20 protein-coding genes and 1 tRNA gene are annotated in these 21,339 nt (G+C 32.3%); 5 read left to right on the top strand and 16 right to left on the bottom strand.

Features of this window, described 5'->3' with window-relative positions; all coding sequences use genetic code 11:
* Positions 1 to 19: 19 nt before the first annotated feature.
* Both ATE84_RS13135 and ATE84_RS13130 read right to left on the bottom strand, forming a co-directional pair.
* Complete coding sequence (locus ATE84_RS13135) at positions 20 to 535, bottom strand: hypothetical protein (RefSeq protein WP_101448395.1); 516 nt, start codon at positions 533 to 535, stop codon at positions 20 to 22.
* Between the two features lie 74 nt (positions 536 to 609).
* Positions 610 to 1,218, bottom strand: a complete 609-nt coding sequence (locus ATE84_RS13130; protein WP_101448394.1) for a hypothetical protein — start codon at positions 1,216 to 1,218, stop codon at positions 610 to 612.
* A 320-nt stretch (positions 1,219 to 1,538) separates the two neighbouring features.
* Here ATE84_RS13130 and ATE84_RS13125 point away from each other — a divergent pair, with 320 nt between their 5' ends.
* Entirely contained in the window at positions 1,539 to 2,156 is a 618-nt protein-coding gene (locus tag ATE84_RS13125; protein WP_101448393.1) for a WG repeat-containing protein, read from the top strand.
* A gap of 15 nt (positions 2,157 to 2,171) precedes the next feature.
* Positions 2,172 to 2,930 (top strand): SDR family NAD(P)-dependent oxidoreductase, encoded by a 759-nt coding sequence (locus ATE84_RS13120; RefSeq protein WP_101448392.1) that lies wholly within the window; start codon positions 2,172 to 2,174, stop codon positions 2,928 to 2,930.
* Here the strand turns inward: ATE84_RS13120 and ATE84_RS13115 are convergent, their stop codons facing one another.
* The 5 genes from ATE84_RS13115 to ATE84_RS26185 all read right to left on the bottom strand — a co-directional run bounded on the left by ATE84_RS13115 (position 2,931) and on the right by ATE84_RS26185 (position 8,881).
* The gene (locus ATE84_RS13115; protein WP_101448391.1) at positions 2,931 to 4,652 is read right to left on the bottom strand and encodes an adenosylcobalamin-dependent ribonucleoside-diphosphate reductase; all 1,722 of its coding nucleotides are present in this window, start codon (positions 4,650 to 4,652) and stop codon (positions 2,931 to 2,933) included. It abuts the gene before it with no gap.
* Positions 4,653 to 4,671: 19 nt separating this feature from the next.
* Positions 4,672 to 7,317: an HAD-IC family P-type ATPase gene (locus tag ATE84_RS13110; RefSeq protein ID WP_101448390.1), complete on the bottom strand. Its 2,646-nt coding sequence runs from the start codon at positions 7,315 to 7,317 to the stop codon at positions 4,672 to 4,674.
* Complete coding sequence (locus tag ATE84_RS13105; RefSeq protein WP_101448389.1) at positions 7,310 to 8,152, bottom strand: prenyltransferase/squalene oxidase repeat-containing protein; 843 nt, start codon at positions 8,150 to 8,152, stop codon at positions 7,310 to 7,312. The genes ATE84_RS13110 and ATE84_RS13105 overlap by 8 nt, the downstream gene beginning before the upstream one ends.
* Before the next feature lie 27 nt (positions 8,153 to 8,179).
* Positions 8,180 to 8,608: a hypothetical protein gene (locus tag ATE84_RS13100; protein ID WP_101448388.1), complete on the bottom strand. Its 429-nt coding sequence runs from the start codon at positions 8,606 to 8,608 to the stop codon at positions 8,180 to 8,182.
* Between the two features lie 117 nt (positions 8,609 to 8,725).
* Positions 8,726 to 8,881, bottom strand: coding sequence for a hypothetical protein (locus tag ATE84_RS26185; protein WP_158237247.1), 156 nt, complete (start codon positions 8,879 to 8,881; stop codon positions 8,726 to 8,728).
* A gap of 474 nt (positions 8,882 to 9,355) precedes the next feature.
* Here ATE84_RS26185 and ATE84_RS13095 point away from each other — a divergent pair, with 474 nt between their 5' ends.
* Entirely contained in the window at positions 9,356 to 10,339 is a 984-nt protein-coding gene (locus tag ATE84_RS13095; RefSeq protein WP_101448387.1) for an IS110 family transposase, read from the top strand.
* Between the two features lie 72 nt (positions 10,340 to 10,411).
* On the opposite strand, the gene ATE84_RS13090 is transcribed toward ATE84_RS13095, so the two are convergent.
* The 3 genes from ATE84_RS13090 to ATE84_RS13080 form a co-directional block, all read right to left on the bottom strand.
* Positions 10,412 to 11,350, bottom strand: a complete 939-nt coding sequence (locus ATE84_RS13090) for a hypothetical protein (RefSeq protein WP_101448386.1) — start codon at positions 11,348 to 11,350, stop codon at positions 10,412 to 10,414.
* Positions 11,351 to 11,490: 140 nt separating this feature from the next.
* A complete protein-coding gene (locus tag ATE84_RS13085) occupies positions 11,491 to 12,783 on the bottom strand; it encodes an MgtC/SapB family protein (protein ID WP_101448385.1) in 1,293 nt (430 codons plus the stop codon).
* 108 nt (positions 12,784 to 12,891) lie between these two features.
* Positions 12,892 to 14,592: an AarF/ABC1/UbiB kinase family protein gene (locus ATE84_RS13080; protein WP_101448384.1), complete on the bottom strand. Its 1,701-nt coding sequence runs from the start codon at positions 14,590 to 14,592 to the stop codon at positions 12,892 to 12,894.
* Between the two features lie 103 nt (positions 14,593 to 14,695).
* Here ATE84_RS13080 and ATE84_RS13075 point away from each other — a divergent pair, with 103 nt between their 5' ends.
* Positions 14,696 to 15,160 (top strand): hypothetical protein, encoded by a 465-nt coding sequence (locus ATE84_RS13075; protein ID WP_143273625.1) that lies wholly within the window; start codon positions 14,696 to 14,698, stop codon positions 15,158 to 15,160.
* Positions 15,161 to 15,664: 504 nt separating this feature from the next.
* Here ATE84_RS13075 and ATE84_RS13065 read toward each other — a convergent pair.
* The 6 genes from ATE84_RS13065 to ATE84_RS13040 all read right to left on the bottom strand — a co-directional run bounded on the left by ATE84_RS13065 (position 15,665) and on the right by ATE84_RS13040 (position 20,586).
* Positions 15,665 to 16,126: a DUF4332 domain-containing protein gene (locus tag ATE84_RS13065; RefSeq protein ID WP_101448381.1), complete on the bottom strand. Its 462-nt coding sequence runs from the start codon at positions 16,124 to 16,126 to the stop codon at positions 15,665 to 15,667.
* Complete coding sequence (locus tag ATE84_RS13060; RefSeq protein WP_101448380.1) at positions 16,108 to 16,335, bottom strand: hypothetical protein; 228 nt, start codon at positions 16,333 to 16,335, stop codon at positions 16,108 to 16,110. The genes ATE84_RS13065 and ATE84_RS13060 overlap by 19 nt, the downstream gene beginning before the upstream one ends.
* A 180-nt stretch (positions 16,336 to 16,515) precedes the next feature.
* Positions 16,516 to 16,908 carry a DUF302 domain-containing protein gene (locus ATE84_RS13055; RefSeq protein ID WP_101448379.1) on the bottom strand — a complete coding sequence of 131 codons (393 nt, stop codon included), beginning with the start codon at positions 16,906 to 16,908 and terminating at the stop codon, positions 16,516 to 16,518.
* Positions 16,909 to 16,931: 23 nt separating this feature from the next.
* Positions 16,932 to 17,465 (bottom strand): hypothetical protein, encoded by a 534-nt coding sequence (locus ATE84_RS13050; RefSeq protein WP_101448378.1) that lies wholly within the window; start codon positions 17,463 to 17,465, stop codon positions 16,932 to 16,934.
* Between the two features lie 327 nt (positions 17,466 to 17,792).
* A complete protein-coding gene (gene ppsA, locus ATE84_RS13045) occupies positions 17,793 to 20,177 on the bottom strand; it encodes a phosphoenolpyruvate synthase (RefSeq protein ID WP_101448377.1) in 2,385 nt (794 codons plus the stop codon).
* A gap of 22 nt (positions 20,178 to 20,199) precedes the next feature.
* Positions 20,200 to 20,586 (bottom strand): hypothetical protein, encoded by a 387-nt coding sequence (locus tag ATE84_RS13040; RefSeq protein ID WP_101448376.1) that lies wholly within the window; start codon positions 20,584 to 20,586, stop codon positions 20,200 to 20,202.
* Positions 20,587 to 21,177: 591 nt separating this feature from the next.
* Between ATE84_RS13040 and ATE84_RS13035 the strand changes: the two genes are divergently transcribed.
* Positions 21,178 to 21,251, top strand: a tRNA-Arg gene (locus ATE84_RS13035).
* Positions 21,252 to 21,339 lie beyond the last annotated feature (88 nt).

The raw sequence follows: 21,339 nt of genomic DNA, 5'->3' as shown, positions 1-21,339 counted from the left end.
ATCTTTAAATTAATAATAGTCAGTCCTTAAGTCTTAATTTTAATTCTAGTCTATCAATGATCTTATCTACAAAAATTGATATCTCTTCAAGATTAGACTCTCCAGTTATCGCATCTATTTCTGGCATTTGATAGGTACCCCCTCCGGATGTCGTTAATACCACTATTTTATCCTGCTGATCATCTGTTCTTTCTATAAATTGCCTAATAACATAAGGTGGTTTCCAATTCTCCCAGGTATGGATCAATAAAATAGCTGTATAGTTTTGCGGATCAACATCAGTTAAAGAAGAAATATCTATAACTTTAATAAATATAGAATCTGATTTATACTGGTTTACTATTCTATTGGTAATAGAATCTTTAAAAACACTTCCTTGTGTAGCGATCAAAAGTCTTTTTTCAAAATCTGGAGAATTTACCTGAAAGGTCTTTGATTCTTCCATGGCATACTCATATTTATACCATGTTGCCCACAGAAATAATATGATGATAATAGCCAAAACGATTAATGATATTTTTTTTAAAAGCTTCATTTCTCTTTGATTTGTTGAAAACTAAAAGTATTGAACTCTCCTTCAAGAAAAAATGATAATAGTCAGGATAAATATTAATTGGTAGTTAAAGGGAATACTTCTCTTTGATTATTTTTAATCAGTAGACCTTCATATTCCATTTGCATAATGATGGAATTTACATAATCTTCGATTTTAAGCTCTACCAATTGATAGTCATAAATATCAAGACACATGCCCCATAATAGTGGCATATCCTTACTTCTAATCATATAAATATCGGTTTCTAAATGATATACTTTATATGTTCCAAAATACCCTTCAGCATCTTCTCTTTTCTCCTCCACTCCCGTTACTGCAGTTATCATAAAACTATCATATCCTCTTTTGGTTATTATTTCAATTAGCTCATTAAGTTCTTCTTCAGCTTTTTCTATTTTTGTAAAAACCACAGAGGAAATACTTATACTTTGGTATGCATCTATATGATAACTTATTAGTCTTTCTTCCATTTTTGATTCAAAAGCTTTACGAGCTTCAAGATTGTCTGTCATACCTATAATCGCAATTTTTTTTGGATTAAAAGTCTTTGTCTTTTCATATTTCTCTTTAGTATGGTGTGGCAAAGTAGTTTGAGCATATATATCTTCAAATAACCCAAATATTATAAATAAAAAGAATGATGGGATTATAATTTTTTTCATTGTTCAGTTTTTTTAAGAATAGAGGAGTGAATATTGTATTCCTTCAAAATTCGATAATCTCAGAATTTGGCTAAAAATCATTTTTATAATCATAAATATCTCTTAATCAATACGCAGAATAATAACCCCATTTTCATCTTGATTTCTGCTTTTATAATTCCTAATGAAAATTACATCATCTCTTCTTACTAAAATATGAGTAATATCAGCTTTACTTTTATACAGGTTTGTTAAATAAAATCTGAAATAAATGACTAATATCATTTTATAACAGCCTTACTGATAATAACTTTAGATCATAAACTATAAAAGCATATATCATGAAAAATTCATTTCTTTTTATAACCTGTGTAATATTATTATCCTTTACATCAAAAGCACAAATCATCACTGATATAGATGAAATTACTCCCTTTCATGAAAAACTGGCAGCAATAAAAAAAGATGGTAAATGGGCCTTTATAAATCCAAAAGGAGAAATTGTAATTGATTATAGAGATGATCTGGTAACCACTACCATTGGTAAACAATCATATCCTCTTTTCAAAGGAGGTAAATGTATTATAAAACAAATGGTTGAAGAGGTACATTATTATGGATATATAGATATCAAAGGAAAGATAACTATAAAGCCAGAGTATATCAATGCTATTAATTTTGATCAAGGTCATGCCATTGTACTCAAATTAGAAAAAGAAAAGCTCGGAGAAAATAAAATTCTGGGTAAAAATGTAGTTTCTTATACTTATAATGAAGTAGTAATTGATACTCTAGGAAATGAGAAAGCCTATCTAGTAGGTCCAATTCACATAGATTTCAAAAAAACAACTATAAAAACTCCTCCAGCAATACAGTCTCATATTTTATCCTCAAATCTTGCAGTTATGAAGACAAAAGATAAGGGTTTACAAATACATAGATTGAAGAAATCGAATTAATAATAAACCCACAAAATGGACTCATTAAAAAACAAAGTAGCAATAATCACAGGAGGTAGCGGTGGTATAGGCAAAGCAACCGCGAAACTATTTCTTGATCAAGGAGCAAAAATAATGCTCGTAGGAAGAACAGAAAACACTCTAAAAAATGTGGTAAAAGAACTTGATAATTCAAATGTAAAATACTGTGTCGCTGATGTCTCAAAATCCGAAGACACTCAAAACTATATTTCAGAAACATTATCGATTTTTGGTAAAATCGATATCTTTTTCAATAATGCAGGGATTGAAGGGGCATCAAAACATATTGTAGACTACCCAGAAGATATTTTTGATAAAGTTATTGCTATAAACTTAAAAGGTGTTTGGCTAGGTTGTCAACACGTTATACCAAAAATGTCTAATGGAGGGAGTGTAATAATTACATCATCGGTTGCTGGTCTTAAGGGATTTAAAGGGTTGGGAGCCTATGTAGCCAGCAAACATGCTGTTATAGGTATCATGCGAACGGCAGCATTAGAAAATGCAGATCGAGGTATTAGAGTAAACACCATACACCCAGGGCCTGTAAATACAAGGATGATGCGTGATATCGAAAAAAATATCTCGCCAGATAACCCAAAAGAAGTTCAGAAAGGTTTTGAAGCTAACATACCTTTTGGAAGGTATGCAGAAGCTAATGAAATCGGTGAATTAGTACTCTTTTTGGCTTCTGATCAAAGTAAATACATCACTGGAACTACACACGTGATTGATGGTGGAATGAATGCTTAACTAACATCCATTACTGGTATTGAGATTACATTTCTGAAGTACCTGATGGTTTTTACTCCCGTAACGATAAATCGTTATACCTTTCAATCCATATGCCCATGCGGTATGATAAATTTTTGAAACATCTTCAATTGTTGCATTTTTAGGCAGGTTAATAGTTTTAGAAACTGCATTATCTGTATATTTCTGAAAAGCTTTTTGATGTAACAAATGATAGTTCCAAGGAATTTCTAAGCTTGTTTCAAAGAGCTTCTTCACCCAATTAGGAACCTCATTACAGCCTTTGATATTTCCATGTTTTAATATATGTTTTTTAACTTCTTTGTTCCATAACCCTAAGGTCTTCATTTTATTAACGAACAAAGAATTTATTTCTGTCTGTTTTTTACCGCCAAGAATTCCAACTCGATCATATGCCAGGGCAAATAATGGTTCGATTGAATAAGAAGTATTTGCTATTACCGAAATTGTTCCTGTAGGTGCAATACTATTACATGTAGCATTACGTAGGTCTATATCATTATAATGAATACTAGATTCCAATACTGGATATATTCCTTTTTCTTTAGCCAGTTCACAAGAAGCGCTATAACTACATTCTTTAATAAACTTCATGAGTTTTTCTGCCAATTGCACTGCTTGATCAGCAGCATAAGGAATTTCTAATTTTATTAGTAACTCAGCCCAACCCATGACTCCTAATCCGATTTTTCTATGAGCTTTTGTTATTCTTTCAATTTCTGGCAACAAATAATGATTTACACTTATCACATTATCCAAAAATCGAACAGCAATAGTAACAGTATCCTTCAATGTATTCCAATCAACTTGAGTTTTATTTGAAGTATCTATGACCATTTTCGAAAGATTTATAGACCCCAGATTACAGCTTTCGTAATCTAGCAAAGGAACCTCACCACACGGATTCGTGCTTTGTATTTTTCCTGAATTTGGTAAAGGGTTATATTTATTTATAGTATCTAAATATATCAATCCTGGATCACCTGTTTTCCAGGCTTGTTGCACAATATTTTGCCATAAGGTTGAAGCTTTTATGGTTTTCTCAATATTCCTTGTTCGCGGATTAATAAGGTTCCAATTCAAATCCTTTTCTACAGCATTCATAAAGTCATCCGTAATTCCAACAGAAATATTGAAATTACTAATTGCCTGATTATCAGATTTTGAATTAATGAACTCTTCAATATCAGGATGATCAATATTTAGAATCCCCATATTGGCTCCTCTTCGTTTGCCGCCTTGTTTTACATATTCTGTAGCTGCATCATAAATTTTCATAAAAGCAACTGGCCCCGATGAAGTACCCTTTGATGATGTTAACCAATCATTTTTAGGGCGTAATTTCGAAAAATTAAAACCTGTACCTCCTCCACTCTGATGGATTAAAGCAGCATTTTTAAGGGTTGTAAAGATATCTTCCAGACTATCTTCTATAGGCAATACAAAACAAGCACTCAACTGCCCATTAGTTAGACCTGCATTCATCAACGTAGGAGAATTAGGCAAAAAATTAAGGTTAGACAACAGGTTATAAAAACGTGCTTCCCACGTTACTCTATCTATTTCATTTTCTGCAGAAGCTACAAATTTAGCAACACGCCAGAACAGTTCCTTAGGAGTTTCTACTATAGCTCCTTGATCATCTTTCAAAAGATAGCGATCTTGCAAAATCTGCTTAGTATTATCTGTTAAAATTTCCATTAATTAGAATGTTAATTAATTATACCGTTCCTCCCAAACGCTTTATGATTTGAGTCAAGATCAAAGTTCCAACTCCGAAGATACTAACCGTTACAAATTGCTCTACCGATAATTGAACTAGCGAAAGCACTTGCTGAAGTACAGGAATATAGTATGCAATAATCATAATACATATTGAAAGCGCTATTGCAACCCAAACCCAAAGGTTGGTAGTTACTTCATTTTTAAAAAAAGAAGCGCTACGATGTGGTATATTAAACACATTGAGTAGTTGAGCCAACACTAATGTATAGAATGCCATATTATTAATAATTTCTGAGGACAGTTTTAATACAAAGTTTGCATAGATAGTTACTCCTATAACCGATATCGTAATGGATATCCCATAAATAATTGTAGACATCCAAAGTTTTTTTGTAATGATAGGCTCATTTGGGTTACGTGGTGGCTGTTTCATAATACCAGCATTCCCTTTTCCCATGCCCAGTGCTAAGGCTGGAAATATATCTGTTACTAAATTTAGAAATAAAATCTGTAACGGAAGTAAAGGGAGTGGTAAATTGCTTATCGAGGCAATTGCAACCGAAATAATCTCGGCCAAATTACAGGATAGAAGATACACTACAAAATTTCGAATATTTTCAAAAATTGTTCGTCCTTGCCTTATGGCTAGTTCGGTAGATGTGAATTGATCGTCCATCAAAATAACATCTGCAACTTCTTTTGCTGCTTCTGTACCCCGAATCCCCATAGCTATTCCTATATCTGCTTTTTTTATTGCAGGAGCATCATTGACTCCATCACCAATCATACCGACAATGGCATTATGTTTTTGATAAAAATTAACCAAATCTAGTTTCTGCTTTGGCACCATCCTGGCAAAAACCTTAGCATTCAAAATTTCACTTTCTTCTTTAGAACTAAGGTTTTCCATTTCTACAATAGTTTTACCATGGATCACACTTTCTTCTGTATCTTCAATTGCTATTAATCCTACTTCTTCTCCAATTTTTCTGGCTGTATCTGGGTGATCTCCAGTAATCATTATCACTTTTACTCCAGCATCTTTATAGATTTGAATAGCTGATTTTATATCTGCCCGAGGTGGGTCTATAAATGCTATCACTCCTAAAAAAACAAGCTCATTTATGAGCTGGTCAGCACTTAATTTTGTACTGATTTCTTTATATGCAAAAGCCAAAACTCGCAGACCTTCAGAAGCAATAATATCAACTCTGTCATACCACTCTTTTTTGTTTTCAAAAGGTAGAATCCCTTCTTTAGTAAGAATACGATCACAAGAGTCAAGTACACTCTCAAGAGCTCCTTTAACACTAACGAGATATTGATCTTCATATGTATTCAAAGTTGCCATTATTTTTTGTTCAGCATCAAAAGGCATTTCTTCTAATTCGGGATACTGGCTTCTGATTTCTACACTATTATAATTTACCATTTTTGCAAAATCCAATAATGCAATTTCTATAGAATCGCCATTCATTTTTTCTTGACCATGTTGTGAATTATTACATAATATCCCAACCTGTACAACTTTAGAAAACACTAAATCATCCTTTAATCGATTGAGAACATCCTCATCACCAAAGTCTGTAGTATTTAATACTTCACTCTGAAAGATGAGTCTTTGAACAGCCATTTTATTTTCTGTTAACGTACCTGTTTTATCGGTACATATAATAGTGGTCTCACCTAGAGTTTGTACGGATTCTAGTTTTTTAATAATCACTTTTTGTTTAGATAGTTTCACCATCCCTTTAGCTAGAGCAATTGTAGCCACTATTGGTAATCCTTCTGGGATCGCAGCTACGGCCAAAGCGATCCCTGTTTTGATCATTAACATTAAATCTTTCCCTTGAAAATACCCGCTTATTGCTATTAATACTGCCAGAATCAATGTTAATCCAATAAGCCAATGGCTTAATCTATTCAACTTTTTTTCTAGAGGGGTCTTTTCTTGTCCAGTTTCTTGAGTTAAACTACTTATTTGCCCAATAGCCGTTTTATCTCCGGTAGCCGTAACGATTGCTTTCGCATTACCTCTGGTTATAATGGTACCCTTAAAAACCATATTCGTCTGCTCTATTAAACGTGTTTCTAGCGGAAGAACATCTACATTTTTTTCTACCTGATGACTTTCTCCTGTAAGTGCAGATTCTTTGACTGCAAGACTTTGATGCCAAATCAAACGTGCATCTGCCGGAACAACATCTCCTGATGCTAATAATATACTATCACCAGGAACTAAATAACGAGCTTTTATACGTTTAATACTTCCATCACGTAATACATTTGCAACAGTCTGAGTCATTTTTTGAAGGGATTCTACAGAACGTATCGCTTGTCGCTCCATAAAAAAGCCTATCAAAGATGTTATAAGAATAACTACAAGTACAGAAAAACCTTCTAGCCATTCCCCAAAAATAAATGCTAATAACATAGCACTACTCAAAATATAGATAATAGGATCAAAGAACTGCTCTACTAATATAAGCCAACCACTTTTTGCTCTTTTCCGTTTTAGTTTGTTTTCTCCGTATATAGCTTGGCGTTTTTGAACATCGGTAGTAGACAAACCATTTTCTGGATCCGCATCTAACTGAAGAAGAACATCTTGCGCTAATATATTGTGAGGATTCTTAATCATCTATATTTTTCGCAACAACATTTGTTTCAATTTCTTTCCAGCGTTTTGATGCCAGATGGCTAACTTCTCCTTTTTTGGCAAAGTCAAATCTCCTCCAGGTCCTATGTGGATTTTCAGGGAGGATTTTTCCATTTTCGGTCTTAGCTAAAAGCGCTGTATAAGCTTCCTTGAATCTATCATCTTGTTTCGCTTTATCATAGAAAGAAAGGACATAAACATAATAAAACAAGTTATATCTTAGAAATGGGTACTCTACCTGAAAAAATCGTGATCCTATTCCAAAAGTACATGGACCCATAGGTCGCCGTATAGTCCAATGTTTAAGTAAAAACTCAATACCTTTATCTAATTGATCATATTCTTTTTTAGAATTATTCCTGAAACGAAAGGCATCCAAAACATATAAGGTAGTTCCTGGGTTACTAGCATCTGTGTCAGGAGATTTTCCTAGTTTTACTGTATTACACCTCCAACCACCATCGCTCCATTGTATATCCAAAAGCCGCTGGTAACTTTTTTCCATTCTTTTATCTGTATGAGCGCCTAGTCGGCCAAATGCAGCAAGTATACGAGCTGTCATGCAAGGCAGTTTTGAACTAGTCTTTGAGTACCTAAAAGCTCCATCTTCGGTTTGGTATCTCAATACAAAATCTATAGCTTCAAAAAGTATTGGATACTCTTTTGTAGTAGCCCCCAATTCTCCTAAAACTGTAAGTGTATCCATTGTACTGCTGCCATGAGGTGCATGAATATCTCCATCTTCACGTGACCAAAATTTTCCTATATTATTATCTTTTTGATCAATAATTGTTTTTATGTTAGCTTGATTGCTCATCTTATTTAATATTAAGAGTTAGCTTTTTTAATCAATCATCACATTACTAATATCTTCAACAGCCAACCAATCATCCATAGTACTGTAATTAGATTTATCTATTTTGAAAGGTGTTATAATTTCAAAATTTTTAACCTTTATTAGAGTCAAATATCGCTTTCCTGCAAATCGTTTTTTTAATTTCGAATCCAGTAATAATTCATCTTGATGATCGGTTACCATTTGTGATGACACTTCTGGTGATAGCTTTTCTGAGAAGAATACTGTATCTACTATACCCTTGGCTTTTATAAATCCATCTCCTTTGTTCTCTATAAAAAAGAGCACATCAGATGCATTAACACGACCATAAGGTAATTTTCTTCCTGTAGCTCCTCTTATGATCATGGTTTTAGTTCCAAGTTTTAAGTTTTCGAGCTCTTTTGCTTTATGATCTAGATATACAACGTGATCCATAATATTTGTTTTTTTAGCCAGATAGAATCAATAGTATATGTCGACTTCCTTTACCGCTTGGGAGATTATAATAAGTGCAATTACACCAAAACAGTTAGTACATACTCCTCAAAAGATTTAACCAGATAAGCCTCCGGTAAACTGATATAAAGCAAACAATATTGGAATCATAGTAAAAACCTGCTGAGGGCGGGTTTGGGCTTTCTTTAAAGTCACAACCCCGTCACTACCATTATTATCAGCTCCAAAACTTACTTCAGTAGAAAAATACATAACAAGCTTATTTTATGATCTGATTCTATCTCTATATCCAAAGATATGCTTAGCATAAAACAAAACCTCTGACAAATATCAGTTCACTATGAAGTGATTTAATTTTTTTTTCAAATATAGAATACTAAACTAATAGCTAAGCCGAAGGGCTCGAGATGACATGAAGAAAAATTATACTTTGGCAAACTCAGCAGAACTATCGAGAATAGCTTTTTAATTCAAAATTCTATTCTCGATACACTTCTTCCTTTGGTCGAAGAACTCCTTTAGACTTGCATAATTATATTTATTGAAATAAAAAAGAGCAGAACTTAAGTACACTAATAACACTCAGAAGGGTAAACTTCATAGTTCGATTTAGACTTAAGTTCTTTCTTTCATCAACAATCTCTAATAGAAATTCGGGATTTTAAGCCCATTATCAAGGAGTCGAGTTATGATGAAAATGCTCTTTTCATTCAGAGAGGTAAAATTATGAAAAGTATTTATTTAGGAATTGACATTAGTAAAAAAACATTAGATATTTGTTTAGTTGATCAGAAATCAGAAGCATTCTTTAAGATTGAAAATAAAATCAAAGCGATTAAAAAACTCTTTAAGCAGATAACTACTTTAGATGCTGAGATCTTTATTGCAATGGAAAATACTGGTCTTTATAATTATAATTTATATGAAGTTTTGAAGGATTATTCATTTAATGTTTATGTGATCGATCCTAAGCACATTAAACGAAGCATCGGTTTAGTTCGTGGTAAGAATGATAAAGTTGATGCTAAGCGCATTGCTACTTTTATTGAAAGGAACTATCAAGATTTTGATTGCTGGAAGCCCACAAGTGAGGCTGTACAAAATATAAAAATACTGATGAGCCAACGTAGACATAAGGTAAAAACTAGACAGGCTATTAAACAACAAAATAAGGAGCTTAAAACAGTTAAAAGGACTAAAATAATAAGTTCCTCAATGAAAATCAATTTAAAAGAAATTGAGCAGATTAATAAACATATAGCGGCTATAGAAAAATTGATTAAAGAGGAGATAGCTAATGATTCTGTTTTGGAAAAGGACATAGAACGTATCAGAACTATACCAGGAATAGGATCAGTTACAGCTTGGACTTTAGCTGTGAAAACTGATGGTTTTGTGCGATTGACTAATCCGAGAAAACTAGCTTGTTTTGCTGGCGTTGTTCCATTCGAACAACAAAGTGGAACAAGTCTAAAGACAAAACCAAGAGTATCAAAAATGGCGGATATGCAACTTAAATCCGTGCTCCAAATGGCAGCTATGAGAGCAGTAAGAATGGATAACGATCTTAAACACTTTTACTTGAGAAAAGTAGAAGAAGGTAGGAACAAAATGAGTGTACTCAATGCTGTTAGAAACAAACTAATACATATCGCAATGGCATTAATAAAAAACAAATCTTTTTATGAAAACCGTTTGGTATTGTCATAGAAATCGAATTGACGAATTTCGAATTTAAAAATCTCAATAGGTTTGAAACCATGTTTAACAAATTCTACTTTTTCAATTGTATCTTGTATCATTTCCAATTTCAAAGTGTTTTAACACACGTAATGCCCGTAAAGTATTCCAACGACTTGATTTCCCTGCTTTCTCCATATCAAAATGCGTCTGTCCAAGATGTTTGGCTTGTACGTTCCAAGTACCATCTTTTTTCCTTTTTTGCATGATCACATCAACAGCTGGTTGCATTCTTTGGTCCCATTCAGTTTTTGAATATTGAAAATAATCCAATGCACTGAGTATATCATACCTCCATCTTCTGGGGTAGCTTATTTTCAGAAAAATTTTATTAATAATCTTTCCCGTTCTATCCGAAATATACAATTGATGGAGCAATATGAATTCCTTTGACGATTGTATGGCTTTCTTCACTTCCTCTAATCGATATGTGTATCCATTATGTTCATATTCTGTAAACCCCTCTAAAACCGAAAGTGTGGTATGTAGTGAACTATGCCTTGCTCCAGAACGATTTAACCTGCAATTGAAACCTCCATCTGGCATTAGTTCTTGTAACTGGCAATCAATTACAGATTTCAAATGATATTCTTCTGTCTTGAAATAACTTGCATAATTGAGAAACATACCATTGATACAACCATCACTTTTTTTTGCTCCCGGGTATATCCCTCCATCGTCGGCTTTACATTCTTTCAATATTTTATCAATTGTTTCCTGTATAGGTCCATTATTTGTTGAAATACATAGGTTTCGCAAATCAAGCAATGTATAATGTGAAGATGTCCATTTAGGTTGATAAAAGGCTTTACCCCAATGCCCATTTGAATTGCGATTGGATAAGAATTGCGCTCCCCACCCTTCTATAGAAATTCTATCTCTAATATCTTCGCGCTTTGTTGATAGCAGATCACGATGCACTTGATATTGTATTGCAACATCTCCTTCTAGTAGCCATTTAATAATGTGTTCATTACCCATTATCTATTTTACTTTTATCTAGTGAACATACATAAACCTGTCAAAGTATTTATCATCCTAATTTATGAAGAAAACAATATATAAAAGGTGATAATTATCATATCACCAATACCTTAAACTAGTAAAAATCATATCTATAATTAGATATTTAATAGCAAGAAACTTACAACCCCTGCTAAAAATATAAGACCATAACCAATAAGTATATATTTTTTCAGGATTTTGCTTCCTGCCCATAATGCAATTCCTATTTTTACTATAGTATTAGCTAATGTGGCTATCAAAATTGTATTCTGAGCAGCTAAAAAATCAATAGTTTCTCCTGCTAATTTGGTTACAGAAATCGTGATTGCATCAATATCTGTTAATGCACTAATAGCACTTGACACATAAATCCCTTTAGCTCCATATTCACTATTAGCATAGCTTACTAGAATTAAAATACCTGCATAGATAACACCAAAAAATATTGCATTTTTTAGGTCAAGAGGATCTCCCAAATGTAAATTATCATTAAGCTGCTCTTTCTTTTTCTGTTTTTTGTAAAAGAAAAGAGTTGTCCCTAATGCTGAAATAAAAATGATAAAGAGAGGAAAGCCCAACTCTATAAGCATAGCCCGGTTAAAAATAAAAACCCAAATAAAAACTCTAATAATCATAGTTGTTGCAGCTGCAAAAATTGCTACAGCACAATTACTAGAGAGTATGGGTGTTTCTTTACTTTTTTTAGAAAATGTCCAGGTTACTATGGTACTAGATACCATCCCCCCTAAAATACCAGTCAATAGTATTCCTCTTTTAGCGCCTAAAAATTTTATTAATCCATATCCAACAAACCCGATACCTGAAGTTAATACAACTACCCAACCTATTTCTCTTGGATTAATTACCTCAAATGGACCATAATTTTTATTTGGTAAAAAAGGCAAAATTAATAGAGCGATAATTACAAAACGAACAAAAGCATAAAGTTCATCCTGAGTTACCTGACCAATAATACTTTTAAGCTTAATCTTAAGAGAAAGTAATACCACTACCACTACAGTGAGTGCTAAACTAAAATTGATATATCCCATTAATGTTAACCCTCCTAGTAGAAAAGTAAAGATTGTTGCAAATTCTGTTGTACCTCCGATTTGTCCTTTATGCCCACTAATCCAATATGAAATTGCTACCATCAAGACAACACTAATAAAGCCTGCTGCAAAAATCCAATTACCAAAAATAAAACTTAACAAGGCCGAAAGAAAGCCTAATAATGCCACAAGACTAAAAGTTCGTATTCCTGCAAAAATCTCTCCTTTTTCTGAGTATTGGGAGAATTCTCTTTCCAATCCCAAAACAAAACCAATACCCGAAGCAATTAACATTCTGATAAGAAAATCCGATTGGGTTAACTGAAAGTTTTCTGTTTGTATGATTATATCTTCCATTAAGATAATTAAAATTGAATATTTAACTTAAAAAAGTGATAAGTTTTTCAATAAAAATACTTCTTTAAATTTTATTACAGTCTCAAATTATTTAGTCATTTATGAGAATTATAATTCTCTATCTCTAATTATAGAAACCAAAATAATGAATCCAAAAATTGCAGACAAAACAAAACCAATAGCTCCCAAAATCGGTACGCCTCCTAGTTTGGGAGGCATATCTGCAATAATCAAAAGTGAAGATCCTATAGACAACGCAGCAATAATCACAGCAAACACCAATCGATTGGTTGCCTTTTTTATATTTTTTTGAAATTGATCAATTCCTTTATGTTCATGAACCATCATCAACTTTCCTTCTTTTATCTTTCTCAGAATCGTATTCATATCTTCGGGAAAGTTATCTATCAGTTCACTGATATCTCGAAATCTTGCCAAATTTTTCTTTAAAATTCGCTTAGGGTGATATCTATTAAAAGTAAATGCACTGATATATCGTGAGAGGTTATCGGTAATATTAAATTTGGGATCTAATTTTAGACCTACGCCTTCAATAATAACAAGGGCTCTCATTAACATATATGAATAATGTGGTAAAATAATTTCATTTTTATATAAGATGTTTTTAAATCTACTCAAAACAGTATCCATTCTAATATCATCAATAGCAGTATTAATAATCCCTTCAATTAGCTCATACAACTCATATTCAAGTTTTTTATAATCTGATATCGAAGTTTTTATGCTAATTTTTTCTAAAACTATAATAATTTTTTTTACATTCTTATTCATAAAATAGAGCAGTAATTCCTCTAGAAGATCTTTGTCATTAGGCATAATTGTACCCATCATACCAAAATCTATAAAACAGATTTTACCAGTATCTGGCATTACTAATATGTTTCCCGGATGCGGGTCTGCATGAAAAAAACCGTGCTCTAATATTTGTTTTAAATATAGATCTACACCTGTTTTTGCTACTTCTCTTGAATTGATGTTTTGTATGGTTAATGTTTCTATTTCAGAAACTTTAATCCCATCAATAAATTCCATACAAATGATATGGTTATTTGATAATTCTTCATATACTTTTGGTATATATATTTCGGTATTTCCTTCAAAGTTCTTTGTAAATCGTTTAATGTTATTTATTTCCCTTGTAAATTGAAGTTCTTCTCTAATACTTTGTTCAAAAGCAGCAACAATACGCATAGGCTGAAAGGCTTTAACTTGTTTACTATGCTTATGTAAACTTTTAGCTAGCTGTTTCATTATTCGAATATCTGCTTCAATAGTTTCCTCAATATCTGGACGTTGAATTTTAAGAATTACTACTTTACCATTACGTAATTTTGCTTTGTGTACTTGAGCGATTGAGGCTGCAGCCAAAGGCTCTGAATCAATATTAGCAAAATAATCACTTATCACAATCCCTAACTCTTCTTCTATAGTGGCTGTAACATCAAAATTTTCTATTACCGGTACTTGATCTTGCAGTTTTTCTAATTCTTTAATCAATTCAGATGGCAATAAATCTTCTCTATTACTAAAAATTTGCCCTAACTTTACATAAGTAGGCCCTAACTCTTCTAATACCATTCTAATGCGCTCAAAACGATTAAATGATAGTATTTGATTGGTTTCAGGATGTTTTTTAAGATAAGTATTTGGAATTATTTTTTGAATATGGCTATTAGCTACAATATCCTCAAATCCATACTTTGCCAATATGCCAAAAAGTGCATTGAATCGTTTTAATTCTTTTTTGTTTGGAAATTTTAAACCTATCATCTTTTCTAAAGAAGTCATTATTGTATTCCAAATTTACCCGAAACTGTTTATTGTAGGAATGACATAAGTCATTTAAAATCAAAATCTATATTGGTTACTTTGATATATCAATCTAACTAAGATGAAAACTAATAAACTTTTTATATTCTTAATGATAATTCTAAGTATTGCATCTTTGAAGAGTTGTGGTCCTATTGTAATTACATCTTCGCCAGATACACCTCCACCACCTTGGTTTTATCCAAATAGAGTTGAAACAGTACGTTATGTCTATTTTCCTGATCATAATATTTACTATGATATTTCTTATAGACATTATATTTATTTTGAAAATAATATATGGATAACTATTGATGCTCTTCCTGCCCAGTACCACTATATTAATTTAAATAGATCCCGTTATGTGAGAATAAGGGATTATCATGGAAATAATATTCATAGTTACCATAGTACTAATAGATATTATAATCATAGCAGAAGTACACGAAGTAGATATGATAGAAGTAGAAGTTCTACCAGGGTAAATAGAAGTACAACAACCAGAAATAGGACAAACACTACTCGAAGCAGGGATAGTATTAGGTAATTCTCATTTTTTTGATCACCTCACACATAGTACACAATTATCAATCAATATTTTTACTATAATTCTTTTTAGTACTTGGTAATTGGGCTATAAATACGATAACAACACCTAACATTGAATAGATGAAGTGATATACATGAAATTCTTTTATAAACAGTAATTGTATATTAATCCATAGTATAATTAACACTCCTACATAATATGAAAAGGCTAAGGGCCAATGATAATTTTTATAGAGATTAATTTTTTCTAAAATTAGCAACTTATTTTTTCTCACTAACCCATAAAAAACAATCAACGGAAATATTCCTAAAACTAAGAATAGGAATAGGCCTGGAATTAAAAAATTGGAGAAAGGTGAATGCTTAAGTATTTTAATTGGTATGCCAAGCTTGTTCCCAGATGGATCAATAATCATCAACCATCCTGATGGGATAGCACTGATCATCTGAAATAATATCAGAAACATTAAAATATATGTTGTAGCGGATCTTTTCACTCTTTTTAATATTCAATATCAAGAGGTAGCATTTTTGCACATTCTACAAGCATTTTCATGTCGTTTAAACCGATATGAGCCGGGTAAAATTTTCTTTCGGCATTCAGTTCTGTTATCCTTTTATATAATTGATCGGGATCGGCTTTTGCCACTTTTCCGACTGTGTCATAACCTGCTTCATACAGAACATAAGCAAAAGTATGATTCACCCATCGAATTCTGGATAAATCAGTTAATTTGGTTAACCTCAGAATTTCTTCATCATTTATACCTATATGTTTAGAAAATAAAGTTCTGGCATCTATAGTTACAATTTTATCAAATAAATGACGAGTATGTTTAATCCCTTTTTTTTCTAATTTTAATACAATATCTGCCGAGGTTTCAGGAAAATCTTTAGTCTTATTAGGTTTTCGAAGATACCCATTGACCATTCTTCGTAGTACATTTAGATACTGTTCTGACAACCCACTTTGTTTTGAAAATTCAATAAGCTGATCTTTTTCTTCAGTATTTGTTGTAGTTCATGTAGGTTATGAATTCCTTCTTTCTTGATAATAGTAAGATGATTTATATTTTCTTTCAATATCTTCCAACTAGGAATAAGATGTGTAGATTCTAAAATCTTCTTATAATCATCTATGCTAATTTTTGATAAATCAATATCATATCTCATTGTATAGAATTATTAATGTTCTTTATTTATACCTCAGTAAACAATACCATATAATTATGACCAGTCTTTTCATTTTGATCAGTTAGATAGGTATTCATTTCTTTTATATAATTAGGTACCTCGTTAAGAGATCCATTAATGACCCTGGTTATATATTTCCCAAAGTCTCCATGACACCTGTTATTTTAGATTGTCTATAACTCTTATCAACTTTTCTCTAACCTCTCCAGCTGTTTTTATAAGGTCTTTATTCTCTACTGCTATCATAGAAGTGGCAGGATCTACACCAGATACTTCTATCATTCCCTTTTGTTTTTCCTGAACGATCACATTACAAGGAAGCATGGTTCCTATTTTGTCTTCTGCCTGCAATGCTTTATAGGCAAAAGGAGCATTACAAGCTCCTAAGATTTTATAATTATAGAAATCTACATTCAACTTCTTCTTTAAAGTAGCTTTCATATCTATTTCTGTTAATACCCCGAAACCTTCATTCTTCAATTCATGAATCACTTTTTCTATAGCTTCATCAAATGAGACATTCTTTAGTATAGTGGTGATATAATAGCTCATTCTTTTTTGTGTTTTTATAGTTCTTATGCGGTTTCTTTTTTGGCTACATATGTTTCCAAAAACTTATAATACGTTTCTTCTTTTTTTAACTTCCTTAGATCTTCTTGAGTTACCTTATAAGCCCCATTACTCTCTTGTTCTTTGACAATGAATGTTCTGGTTTCTAATTCTATAATTACTTTGGGTTCATAACTTGCTATTTTTTTTAATTGAGCTGCAATCTTTTTCTTTTGTGTATCACGCCCAGAACAAAGTGTTATAAATGAGTAGTTTTTTAGGTGCTCCTTATTTTTTTTGATAAAAGTTTTCATCGGATGAGCTATGATATAGTTCCAGATGGGAGCCATCAAAACGATATGTTGGTAATCATTCCATAAGATATCCAGTTCATTGATCTTGGGGAAACGATTAAACAACATATCCAACATAATTCTGAACATCCCTCGTTTTTTGGGTTCAGTGATCTGCAATATATCAGCTTCTAAGTCTTTGGTTAGATCTTTAGCCAGTAATTCATTATTCCCAGAAAAGGAAAAGTAAACGATTAGAGTTTTCATTACAGTATTATTTTGCAAAAGAATTGTTTCAAATGCAATCTAAATTTCGGCAACTGTAAGGACTAAAAAAATGATAAAGATCAGATTATGATTTAAATACCGAGAATCGAGAATATTCTGAATTGATTTCTAATCTTTTGGACTACTTCCTTTATGATCGGCATTAGACATACCTATTACAGCAACCTTTGCAGGTTCCTTTTTACCCACAATAACAGTAAGCACTATCCAAACAATCAGTGTTAATTCAAGTATTACAAAATATTCATCATTATCCTTTTCCTCTTTTCATGATCTGAAACCAATTTTTTGAATCAAAATGATTTTTTAATCAGAAATAGCAGCTATATACGACTCTGCTTTATTAATGTTTTCTATTCCTTTAAGCAAAGCATCCGGATTAAAAGATATACTATCTATACCTGCTTTTACTAAAAAGGATGCATATTCTGAAAAGTCACTTGGTGCCTGACCACACAAACCAATCTTCTTGCCTGAATTATTAGCTTTTTCTATAGCCATAGCAATCATTTTTTTGGTTGCTGGATCTCGTTCATCAAAAATCGATGCCATCAATTCTGAATCTCGATCAACTCCCAATGTTAATTGGGTGAGGTCATTAGAACCAATAGAAAATCCATCAAATATTTCGGCAAATTCTTCAGCCAGTATTACATTGCTGGGTATTTCAGACATTACATATACTTCCAAACCGTTATCTCCTTGTTTTAAACCATACTCTTCCATAATATGGATCACCTTTTTCCCTTCTTCAATAGTTCTACAAAAAGGGATCATTACTTTCACATTAGTTAATCCCATTTCTTCTCTTATCCTCCTGATAGCTTTACATTCTAGTTGAAATCCTTCTCTATACCTATCATTATAGTATCTTGATGCGCCTCTAAAACCTAACATTGGGTTTTCCTCTTTAGGTTCAAATTGTTTTCCTCCTATAAGATTCGCATACTCATTAGTTTTAAAATCACTCATACGCACAATAACCTCCTTTGGATAAAATGCTGCTGCCATAGTTGCAATTCCTTGTGAAAGCTGATCTATAAAATAGTCTTCTTTAGTACTGTAATTTTTAGTAAGACTCTCAATATTTTTTTTAACATCAACATTTTTTATCTGGCTAAACTTTACTAAAGCCATAGGGTGTACCTTAATCATATGGGTAATAATAAATTCCATACGTAATAAGCCTATACCATCATTAGGGTAAAACGAATATTGAAATGCCTTTTCTGGATCTGATAAAATTAACTTTGCCTCGGTATCAGGAAGTTGTATTTTACTAAAATCTATTTCCTCTTCTTTATAGGAAAGTGCTCCTTTGTAAACATATCCTGTTTTACCTTCGGCACATGAAACCGTAATTGCTTGTCCTTCTTTTATACCTTGTGTGGCACTATTGGTTCCCACAACAGCAGGAACACCTAGTTCTCTGGCTACTATAGCTGCATGGCTTGTTCTACCTCCCCGATTGGTAACAATAGCTCCTGCTTTTTTTAATAATGGATCCCAATCTGGACTTGTTACATCTGTTATAATAATATCTCCTTCTTGTAGCTTATTTGACTCTTTTGGGGATTTTAATATTCTCGCAATCCCTGTGGTGATTTTAGATCCTATAGCATTACCAACAGTAAGCACCTCACTTTTTTCCTCCAGTTTATATTCTATTAGAACTGTAGTTTTTTTTGAATGGTGTACAGTTTCAGGTCTTGCTTGAGTAATAAACAATTCATTAGTAATACCATCTTTGGCCCATTCTATATCCATCGGTTTTTTATAGTGTTCTTCTATAACCAGTGCCCATTGAGCCAAAGTAATTATTTCGTTATCGGATAATACAAATTGTTGCTGTTTAGAGACCTTGGTATCTATATTCATGGTCGAAGAATGTCGGTTCGACTCTGAGTATACCATCGTTTTTTCTTTATCGCCTAGTTTCTTTTGTACAATTGCATTTTTACCTTGCTGTAGTGTAGGCTTAAAAACATAAAACTCATCGGGATTAATAGTTCCCTGAACAATATTTTCGCCAAGTCCCCAAACCCCTGAAAGATGAATGATATCCTTAAAACCAGATTCAGGTTCTATAGTAAATCCTACTCCAGAGCACCCCATATCAGAACGCACCATTTTCTGCACCCCAACAGATAGAGCTATTTCGTGATGCAAAAAGCCTTTGTCTTCTCTATACTTAATCGCTCGATCGGTATACAGAGATGCAAAACATTGTTTAATTTCTTTTAATAATGCCTTCTCTCCTTTTATATTCAAGAAAGTATCATGCTGACCAGCAAAACTAGCTTCGGGTAAGTCTTCTGCAGTAGCACTACTACGTACTGCAACTGCAATATTATCTTCACATAAATCCTTATAAGAGCTCATTATTGCCCCTGAAAAAGCGTCGGAAAAAATTCCTTCCAGAATTAACTTTCGAGCAACCAAACCAATCTCATTGAGGTTAGAAAAATCCTTTCTATCTAATTTTTTTAAAAGATTTTTTAACGATTCATCCAGGTCGTTTTCTTTCAGAAACAACCAGAAAGCATAAGATGTAGTAGCAAACCCATTAGGAACCCTAACTCCTCTAGGTGACAGTTGGTTATACATTTCTCCTAATGAAGCGTTTTTACCACCAACCAAGGATATATCTTTGATCGTAATTTCTTCAAATTTTTTGATGAATGCATCCATTGCTTTAAACTTTTTTAAAAGATTAATATGGTACTATCTCATATCCTGAATTCAACAAGAGAATGCCAAGTAAAAACAGTAGTACATATAACACTTGTATCAATTTTATATTGATGAATTCTAACCACTTGGCAGTTCCTTTCGGAAAGATAAATAGTAGCAAACCTATACCTAATGCAATCCAACCTATGATAGTGATAATAAATTTCCAGTTTGGTTCCCAGATATTATGAAAAAGGATATTGAGTAATCCTACAATAATCGCTATAAACGAAGTTATAATCAAAAATCTTTGGTCCTTCAGATCTTCAAAAATCTGCTTAATTCTATTTGGATTAAAACTCAATATGAAGAAAAATATAATCAGATACCAGCCCCAGAATTTAGCTAAAAATATAGATGTGTCCATTATGAAATATATTTTTTTGGTCTATATTTCAAATGTAAGGGCTACACTTCTTTTTTAATATGACCAATGTCATTAGAAGCACTCTACTATATTATCAAGGAGAATCTATCTATGTTGAAATAGGTGTATATAAAAAGAACTAAGGTGTCTACTTTTTAAATGATTATTTAAAACATAAAGTATTCTCGCAACCGCCTAAACCAGAAGTTTTAGTAGACTGTTTATATAAACACTTTCCAAATGCTACTTTAGGTTATTTGGCATTTCTAATTTATATGAAATATCTTTGGATAATGTATATAAAATTTGGGAATCTGGGAATTTGAAAATGCCATAAAAACTAGGTTCCCTATACCAAAACAAAGCACTTCAACACTTAATCAACTGAAATACATTTATTTAAAAAACAATCAATAGTAGTCACCCAAAAACTTAAAATGCGTTATAAAAAAAATTAAAAAAAATCCTTTACTATATTTGCAGGAATCCCAATGTGTTGTATATTTGCGGCGCTGAAAATATCAAATAACAGTAAAGATATATAGGTAAGTAACAGGTTTAAATCCTGTTGCACCAATTTTTCAGAGTTACGGGCTCGTAGCTCAGCTGGATAGAGCACCTCCCTTCTAAGGAGGCGGTCATAGGTTCGAATCCTATCGGGCTCACAAAAAGCCATACTTTTATTAGTATGGCTTTTTTGTTTTTATTATCCCCTCTTAAAATAAGTCAATTTTGTGTCAACTTATTTTAGGA

Source organism: Aquimarina sp. MAR_2010_214 (assembly GCF_002846555.1).
Lineage (GTDB): Bacteria > Bacteroidota > Bacteroidia > Flavobacteriales > Flavobacteriaceae > Aquimarina.
Note: the sequence above shows the minus strand (reverse complement) of the source record. Positions and strands in the feature narration are given on the sequence as shown.

Coding starts and splice junctions, on each gene's coding strand:
- ATE84_RS13135 (WP_101448395.1), bottom strand. CDS start 535: ATGAAGCTTTTAAAAAAAATATCATTAATCGTTTTGGCTATTATCATC.
- ATE84_RS13130 (WP_101448394.1), bottom strand. CDS start 1,218: ATGAAAAAAATTATAATCCCATCATTCTTTTTATTTATAATATTTGGG.
- ATE84_RS13125 (WP_101448393.1), top strand. CDS start 1,539: ATGAAAAATTCATTTCTTTTTATAACCTGTGTAATATTATTATCCTTT.
- ATE84_RS13120 (WP_101448392.1), top strand. CDS start 2,172: ATGGACTCATTAAAAAACAAAGTAGCAATAATCACAGGAGGTAGCGGT.
- ATE84_RS13115 (WP_101448391.1), bottom strand. CDS start 4,652: ATGGAAATTTTAACAGATAATACTAAGCAGATTTTGCAAGATCGCTAT.
- ATE84_RS13110 (WP_101448390.1), bottom strand. CDS start 7,317: ATGATTAAGAATCCTCACAATATATTAGCGCAAGATGTTCTTCTTCAG.
- ATE84_RS13105 (WP_101448389.1), bottom strand. CDS start 8,152: ATGAGCAATCAAGCTAACATAAAAACAATTATTGATCAAAAAGATAAT.
- ATE84_RS13100 (WP_101448388.1), bottom strand. CDS start 8,608: ATGGATCACGTTGTATATCTAGATCATAAAGCAAAAGAGCTCGAAAAC.
- ATE84_RS26185 (WP_158237247.1), bottom strand. CDS start 8,881: ATGTATTTTTCTACTGAAGTAAGTTTTGGAGCTGATAATAATGGTAGT.
- ATE84_RS13095 (WP_101448387.1), top strand. CDS start 9,356: ATGAAAAGTATTTATTTAGGAATTGACATTAGTAAAAAAACATTAGAT.
- ATE84_RS13090 (WP_101448386.1), bottom strand. CDS start 11,350: ATGGGTAATGAACACATTATTAAATGGCTACTAGAAGGAGATGTTGCA.
- ATE84_RS13085 (WP_101448385.1), bottom strand. CDS start 12,783: ATGGAAGATATAATCATACAAACAGAAAACTTTCAGTTAACCCAATCG.
- ATE84_RS13080 (WP_101448384.1), bottom strand. CDS start 14,592: ATGACTTCTTTAGAAAAGATGATAGGTTTAAAATTTCCAAACAAAAAA.
- ATE84_RS13075 (WP_143273625.1), top strand. CDS start 14,696: ATGAAAACTAATAAACTTTTTATATTCTTAATGATAATTCTAAGTATT.
- ATE84_RS13060 (WP_101448380.1), bottom strand. CDS start 16,335: ATGAGATATGATATTGATTTATCAAAAATTAGCATAGATGATTATAAG.
- ATE84_RS13055 (WP_101448379.1), bottom strand. CDS start 16,908: ATGAGCTATTATATCACCACTATACTAAAGAATGTCTCATTTGATGAA.
- ATE84_RS13050 (WP_101448378.1), bottom strand. CDS start 17,465: ATGAAAACTCTAATCGTTTACTTTTCCTTTTCTGGGAATAATGAATTA.
- ppsA (WP_101448377.1), bottom strand. CDS start 20,177: ATGGATGCATTCATCAAAAAATTTGAAGAAATTACGATCAAAGATATA.
- ATE84_RS13040 (WP_101448376.1), bottom strand. CDS start 20,586: ATGGACACATCTATATTTTTAGCTAAATTCTGGGGCTGGTATCTGATT.